6 protein-coding genes are annotated in these 6633 nt (G+C 50.9%); all 6 read right to left on the bottom strand.

The window, feature by feature from the left end:
* The coding region (gene murB / locus ACTHSP_RS16435) for a UDP-N-acetylmuramate dehydrogenase (protein ID WP_440346470.1) at positions 1-1010 on the bottom strand (1010 nt) is incomplete at its 3' end.
* A 70-nt stretch (positions 1011-1080) separates the two neighbouring features.
* Complete coding sequence (locus tag ACTHSP_RS16430; protein ID WP_440346469.1) at positions 1081-2460, bottom strand: MATE family efflux transporter; 1380 nt, start codon at positions 2458-2460, stop codon at positions 1081-1083.
* Positions 2461-2563: 103 nt separating this feature from the next.
* A complete protein-coding gene (locus tag ACTHSP_RS16425; RefSeq protein ID WP_004519960.1) occupies positions 2564-3001 on the bottom strand; it encodes an acyl-CoA thioesterase in 438 nt (145 codons plus the stop codon).
* 26 nt (positions 3002-3027) lie between these two features.
* Complete coding sequence (locus ACTHSP_RS16420) at positions 3028-3957, bottom strand: LpxL/LpxP family acyltransferase (RefSeq protein WP_440346468.1); 930 nt, start codon at positions 3955-3957, stop codon at positions 3028-3030.
* Positions 3958-3961: 4 nt separating this feature from the next.
* Positions 3962-4687 carry a glycosyltransferase family 2 protein gene (locus tag ACTHSP_RS16415; RefSeq protein ID WP_440346467.1) on the bottom strand — a complete coding sequence of 242 codons (726 nt, stop codon included), beginning with the start codon at positions 4685-4687 and terminating at the stop codon, positions 3962-3964.
* 146 nt (positions 4688-4833) lie between these two features.
* The gene (locus ACTHSP_RS16410) at positions 4834-6600 is read right to left on the bottom strand and encodes an ABC transporter ATP-binding protein/permease (protein ID WP_440346466.1); all 1767 of its coding nucleotides are present in this window, start codon (positions 6598-6600) and stop codon (positions 4834-4836) included.
* Positions 6601-6633 lie beyond the last annotated feature (33 nt).

Here is a 6633-nt window from a genome sequence, read left to right as displayed (position 1 = left end):
GGTTCTGCGTGTAATTCTACCTGAAATTGAGTAAATACTGTATTACAAACATATTGTGCCAGCTGGTGGACATCTTGCGCGGACGCATTGTTTTTATTCACCAAAACCAAAGCCTGTCTGTCATGCACAGCCGCACCGCCGATCTGATGGCCTTTCAGATGACATTGGTCAATCAGCCAGCCGGCCGCGAGTTTGACCGAACCGTCAGGCTGCGGATAGCGTGGCATATTGGGGTATTGCTGCAACAAATCGGCCCCTTTTTTAGCGCTGACAACAGGGTTTTTAAAGAAACTCCCAACATTACCAAGTACGTTAGGATTAGGCAGTTTACTGTTGCGGATTGCACACACTGCATCGGAAACATCTTTGGCCGTTGCTTCTCGGCCTTGGCTCAGTTCGGCAACCGCGGCGGCCAAATCGCCATAGCCCAAGTTCGGCACAAAATGCTCTTTCAACGCAAAGACAACCGAAACAATCACATAACGGCCTTTGCCTTCCTGTTTGAACAGGCTTTCGCGATAGGCAAAGTCACAGTCGGCATTGGAAAGCTCGACAAAGGTTTCCGTATCCAAATCAAAGCAGCGTACGCTATGGATAACATCTTTCGCTTCAACACCATATGCACCGATATTTTGTACCGGAGACGCGCCGACCGTGCCCGGAATCAGGCTCAGGTTTTCCAGTCCGCTTAAACCCAGTCCAACCGTATGCAAAACAAAATCATGCCAAATTTCCCCGGCTTGCGCTTCGATATAAACCAGGCCGTCTGAACGCTCAATTTCACGAATTCCCTTGTTTTCCATATGAACAACCAGACCGGCGTAGTCCTCCATCAAAAGGATATTGCTGCCGCCGCCGAGCCATAACACAGTATCTCGGTTGAACTCGGGCAGTCGGACGATGTTGCGCAACTCGTCGGCATGTTTGAGTGCGACAAATGCTTGAGCTTGGGCTTTCAGGCCGAAAGTGTTGTAGGAGGTGAGGTCGGTTTGGTATTGGATGGGTTGCATGGGCTTAACTTTAAAATAGGAATTCGTTGATTAAATAGCGTAATCATTGGAGAAAGACTGCTTGTATTTTTCAGACGGCCTTATGCGATTTGACCATCTCTTTACTGCAAAGCTCCAGGCACCATACCAATGCGATGGCGGCAATCGTCAGTGAAACGGTCAGCGCGGTCCAGAAGCCGTAAATGCCCATATCGACATGATAGGCAAGCAGGTAGCCGGGCAGCAGGCCGCAGCCCCAGAAAGCGGCGGCATGGATGAACATCGGCATTTTGGTCACTTTATAGCCGCGCAGCGCATATGAAGCGATACATTGGGTGGCGTCTGCCAGTTGGAATAGGGAGGCGAAAAATAAAACGGTCGCGGCAATGCCTAATACTGCCGCATCGTTGGTGTACATACCGGCCAACTGAAAGCGAAAGATGACCAAGAGCAGCGCGGTGCAGGCGGCAAGCATCCAGCCCAACACCAGCGAAACGCCTGAAATATAACGTGCCCGCAAAAAATCGCGCCGTCCGAGCGAAAAGCCAACGCGTACCGTGTTTGCCGAGCCGACGCTTTGCGGAACCATATACAAAATGCCCGACAGGCTGATGACGACTTGTTGGGCGGCGACATAATCCTCACCGAATGGCGCCACCAAAAAGACGATAAACGAAAACGCGCTGGCTTCTAAAAAATAAGACAAGCCGATGGGTGCGCCGATTTTCCAAATCTGTTTGAAAGCCGCCAAATCGGGTTTGCCGATTTTTGCCGTTAAGCCAAACGGACGAAAGAATTTTTCTTTGGCAATATAAAGCCACAAAGCCAATGCGCTGAACCAAAATACCGCTGCCGTTGCCACGCCGCAACCTGCGCCGCCCAAAGCAGGCATACCGAATTTGCCGTAAACAAACACATAGTTCAGCGGCACATTCAACACAAATGCTGCAAAGCTGACCAACATAATCACGCGTGGGCGGTTCAAGCTGGAGGCATAGGCGTGCAAGGCGCGGTGTATCATGGCTGCCGGCATTGCTAAACTGGTAAAGAACATATATTGCGCCATCGTGTCTTCGACATAATCGCTCAATGTCAGCCAATGACGGAAAGGCATAATCATCGCCCACATCAACAGCATGCCGAATACGCCCAAACATAGGCCAAACCAAATGCCCTGCATTCCTGTTTTGCCGACTTCTTCGGTTTTACCTGCGCCGTACAGCTGGGCAATCATCGGGTTCAAAGCCGCCATCACGCCCATAAAGGTAATGTAAATCGTCGAAAACGCGCTGCTGCCCAAGGCCACTGCGGCCAAATCTTCCTTACCTGCGCCACCGGCCATTACCGTATCGACAAAACCAATACCCACTTGCGCCACTTGCGCCAACAGCATAGGCAGGGCGAGGGCAGTAAGCAGGCGGGTTTCTTTTAAGAAAACAGGAAAGGCAAAGCGGTTGAGGTTCAGTAGCATAATTGTGTGTGGATTGAGGATAAAGGCCGTCTGAAACGAAAACTTAAAATTATAAAGGGTAATGCTGATAAGCAGGCGATATGTTGTTTAATCGCGAAATTTTTCAGACGGCCTTAAATGTCGGATGTCTTTTTACTGCTTCTAACCAGCTGTCCGGCGTTTGAAACTGCATCAGGCCGTCTGAAAGCGACACCGCGGCTTGGGTAGTCGAAGCGCGGGTCAGTTTTTCGTTGGTTTCGGCATCGTAAATGGTGTAATCGATACGCAGGCAGCTTTCGATTTCGACAATGTCCATATCAACGCGGATTTTTTGGCCGAAACGGGCAGGGCGGATGTATTTGAGGTTCATCTGCACAATCGGCCAGCTGTACCCTTGCCGTCCCATTTCGTTGTAGTCGTAACCGATGGAAGACAGAAAAGCACAACGTGCGGTTTCAAGGTATTTGACATAGTTGCCGTGCCACACGATGTGCATGGCATCTACGTCAAAAAAAGGAACTTCGGTTTCAAAGCTGTGTTGGCAGTAGATGTGTTTTTTCATGGTTTAAAAGAGTGAGTGTGATGGTTTCAGACGGCGTCTTCGCCCCAAAAATCATAAAAATTGAACCATTGTAGCGGATTTTGCGCACATTCTTGCGCCAAAATGTCGGCAAAACCCTGCATCGCGTCTTTGACGGCAGCCTCGCGCTTGCCGCGTTTCCAGCTGGAAGTATCGGTAAAGCGGCGCAGTTTCAAATGATAGCGGCCGTTTTGTTTGACGCAAAACAGTGTATTTACCTGTGTTTTTAAAAGCGAAGCCAACAGCCACGCGCCTTGCGGCATAGGGGCGGTATGGCCTAAGAAATTAATGTCGGCGGTTTTCTCGCCGCGTACAGGCACGCGGTCGGCCGCGATGGCAATCCATTCGCCGTTTTCGATACGGCTGTTCAATTCCATCATCAGGGTGGTGTCCAAATCTGTTACTTGAATCAGACGGATATGATCTGCACCGGCTTTTTGCAATGCCTCGTTAAATGCCTGCGCGTGTTTGCTGTGCACCAATACGTTGAGTCTGAAATCTTTATGGTGCGACACCAGCGCACGGCAAACTTCGGTATTGCCCAAGTGCGAACAGGCAAAAATCTGGCCGCGTTCATTGCGCTTGACTTGCGAATAGATATCGTCCGGATCTTCAATCACCAAATCTTCATAACGGATTTTGCGTTGCCACACGGCAAAACGGTCGCAAACCGCTTCGCCAAATGCGATGAATTGTTTGAATACGCTGTGTTTCGGCAGGACGATATGGGGAAAGGCCGTCTGAAGACGGGTTTGATAGCGTAAGACATGGCGGCGCGGTTTGGGCGCGGTTGCATAAAAATACAGCACCACAAACCAAATGCACGGTCTCATGAAAAAAGCCGGCAGATAGCGCACCATCAATGTGGTCAGAGTGAGAAACAGGCGGCTGCCGCGTTCGGGCTGCGCCGCCCAATGGGTTTGTTTATTATCGGTCATGGTTTCAGACGGCCTTTCCGAAAACTTTACCCAATCGGTGTTTCAACATGCCGAAAAACAGCCGTGTGTGCATTTTGCTGATGCGGACATTGTCGGCAAAGGCATCGAAGTGGGACACGCCGTCGGCGGCGTATTGGACGGGTGTTTTAATCCAAACCGGTTTGACGTTGCGCCAGTACAGGCGGATAAGGATTTCCGTGTCGAAGTCCATGCGGTCACCTACGGTTTCTTCGCGGACGACGGATAGCGCGGGTGCAAGCGGATAGAGGCGGAAGCCGCACATACCGTCTTTGATGTCGCATGACCAAGTGTGCAGCATATTCCAGAAATCGGTAATTTTGCGTCCGTAAAGCCGTGCTTTGGGCGCGTCATCGCCGTATTGCGGCCAGCCGCAAACAACGGCTTCGGGGTTTTGTTCTGCTGCAGCGAGAAGTTTGGGTGTGTCGCTCAAACAGTGTTGGCCGTCTGCATCAACCTGCAAGACGTGGGTATAGCCATGTTCTTGAGCGTATTCCAAGCCGGTTTTGACCGCTGCGCCTTTGCCGCCGTTGATGGGACGGTAACGGACATCAATGCCGTCTGAAACCAAAGCCTGCAATACAGGTTTGCATTCTTCGCGTGAACCGTCGTCCACAATTAAAACGTTTAAACCGAAGCCACGCATGGTTTGGGCAACGTGGCTGATGGTGGACGGGTGGTTGTAATGTGGAATGAGGGCCAGGGTTTTCATAAATATTTTTTAGACGACGTTAACACAGTGCAGAGTATAGCAAATAAACATGCCATGGCGTTTGAAAAGGCCGTCTGAAACGGCGATGACAAAATCGTTTGATTTCGTTTTTCACTGTTTCAGACGGCCTTTGGTATGCCATTAATTCAGCATTGTACATGACCGACATCGAGGCATAAATCATGGAATTCGTTGAGCGTGCTGCGGTGGCCGATGCTGATGATGATGCTGTCGGGCAGTTTTTGCTTTAAGGCACGGTAGAGCATGGCTTCGGTCGGTTCGTCCAAGGCGGCGGTGGCTTCGTCAAGTAGGATGACTTTGGGTTGCGAGAGTAGGGCGCGGACGAAGGCGACGCGTTGCAGTTCTCCGGGGGAGAGTTTGTGTTGCCAGTCATCGGTTTTATCTAATTTATCAACCAGATAACCTAATCGGCAGGTATTCATGGCGTCAATCAGTTCCGGATGTTGTTTGTCGATGTCGGGGTAACAAATTGCATCGCGCAGGCTGCCTTGTGCCGTGTACGGGCGTTGCGGCAGGAAGAGGATGTCTTGAAGCGACGGATGGCTGACTTTACCGCTGCTGCCAAAAGGCCAAAGCCCTGCCAGCGCGCGCAGCAACGAAGTTTTGCCGCAACCGCTCGGGCCGCGTATCAGCAGGGAGTTGCCGCTTTTGAGGTTGATATTGATACCGTCTAATAAAACTTCGCCGTTGTGGCGGTATAGGGCAACGTTTTCTAAGATCAGGCCGTCTGAAACTTCGGTAAGGTCGGGTTGTCGCGCGGTGTGTTTTTCTTCCGTGCTCAGCAAAAAGCCGTATAGGCGTTCCAGTCGGGCACGGTAGGCAGTGAATTTGTTGTAGAACATCCGGAAGAAAGACAGGGCGTTTTGCAGTCGTGCGAAGGCTTGGACGGTCTGCTGGATGTCGCCGATTTTGATTTGTCCGGCAAACAGGCGCGGGGCTTGCAAAATAATGGGAAAAAGCTTGATGCCGTTGGTGAACATATCGTTAAAGCCGCTCAGGCAGACGCTTTGCCGCGCAATGCGCCAACGGTTGCGGATAATGGCTTTAAAACGGTCGGAAAGCTGGTCGTGTTCGTGTTTTTCGCCGCTGTAAAATGCCACGCTTTCGGCGTGGTCGCGCACGCGGATGAGGGAATAACGGTAGTCGCCGTTGAGCTTTTCGTTTTCATAGTTGTAACGAATCAACGGGTTGCCTATCCACATGGCGATAAAGGTTGCCAAAATCACAAAGATAAAGACGAACCAAACAATGCCGCGCGGAATGTCAAAGCCGAACACGGTCAGGATGCCTGCCAAGCCCCACAAAACAACGGCAAATTCCAGCGAGGTAACGACCGAATTGACCATGCCGCGCACAAATTCTATGGTCGAGGCGATGAAATCCTGTGCGTCCTGTTGGATACGCTGGTCGATGTTGTCCGGCGCGTGGCGGTGCATTTGCAGGCGGTAGTAGTTTTTGTCGGTAAGCCAGCGCGAAGTCAAAACTTCATTGAGCCGCTCTGACCATTTAATCGCCAAGCCTTGATCGAGAAAGTCGTTGACGACATTGTTAAAGGCCCGTATCAACACCACGCCTGCATTCATCGCTGCAAACATCCAAAACGCGGAGGCGTTTAAATCCTGCATCGAGTCGTAAAGCCCTTTGGACATAAAGGTACTCAACACATTCAGCCGCACTTCGGTTAACAGCAGCGTAATCATCGCCGTAATCAGCAGCAGAACTTTGACCGTACTTTTTGGTGTCAGGCACAGGCGAAGGATATAGCTAAACTCGCGCCCGAAGCGTGTGTTGCGTGTAAAAAACAGAATGACCGTCGAGGCTGCAGCGACCATCAATAAGGTCTGCAATAGCCAAGACGGCGTGGAATAAAGCTCGATTTGCCATTTTTGCATGGAGTGTTCTCTGAAAGGATGTAAAGGCCGTCT

The organism is Neisseria sp. P0001.S005 (assembly GCF_051963715.1).
The sequence above is the reverse complement of the archived record's forward strand: the minus strand, read 5'-3'. Positions and strand labels throughout refer to the sequence as shown.

Excerpts from the sequence above, each read along its gene's own strand:
- ACTHSP_RS16420 (WP_440346468.1), bottom strand. The coding sequence starts at position 3,957 with ATGACCGATAATAAACAAACCCATTGGGCGGCGCAGCCCGAACGCGGC.
- ACTHSP_RS16425 (WP_004519960.1), bottom strand. The coding sequence starts at position 3,001 with ATGAAAAAACACATCTACTGCCAACACAGCTTTGAAACCGAAGTTCCT.
- ACTHSP_RS16415 (WP_440346467.1), bottom strand. The coding sequence starts at position 4,687 with ATGAAAACCCTGGCCCTCATTCCACATTACAACCACCCGTCCACCATC.
- ACTHSP_RS16410 (WP_440346466.1), bottom strand. The coding sequence starts at position 6,600 with ATGCAAAAATGGCAAATCGAGCTTTATTCCACGCCGTCTTGGCTATTG.
- ACTHSP_RS16430 (WP_440346469.1), bottom strand. The coding sequence starts at position 2,460 with ATGCTACTGAACCTCAACCGCTTTGCCTTTCCTGTTTTCTTAAAAGAA.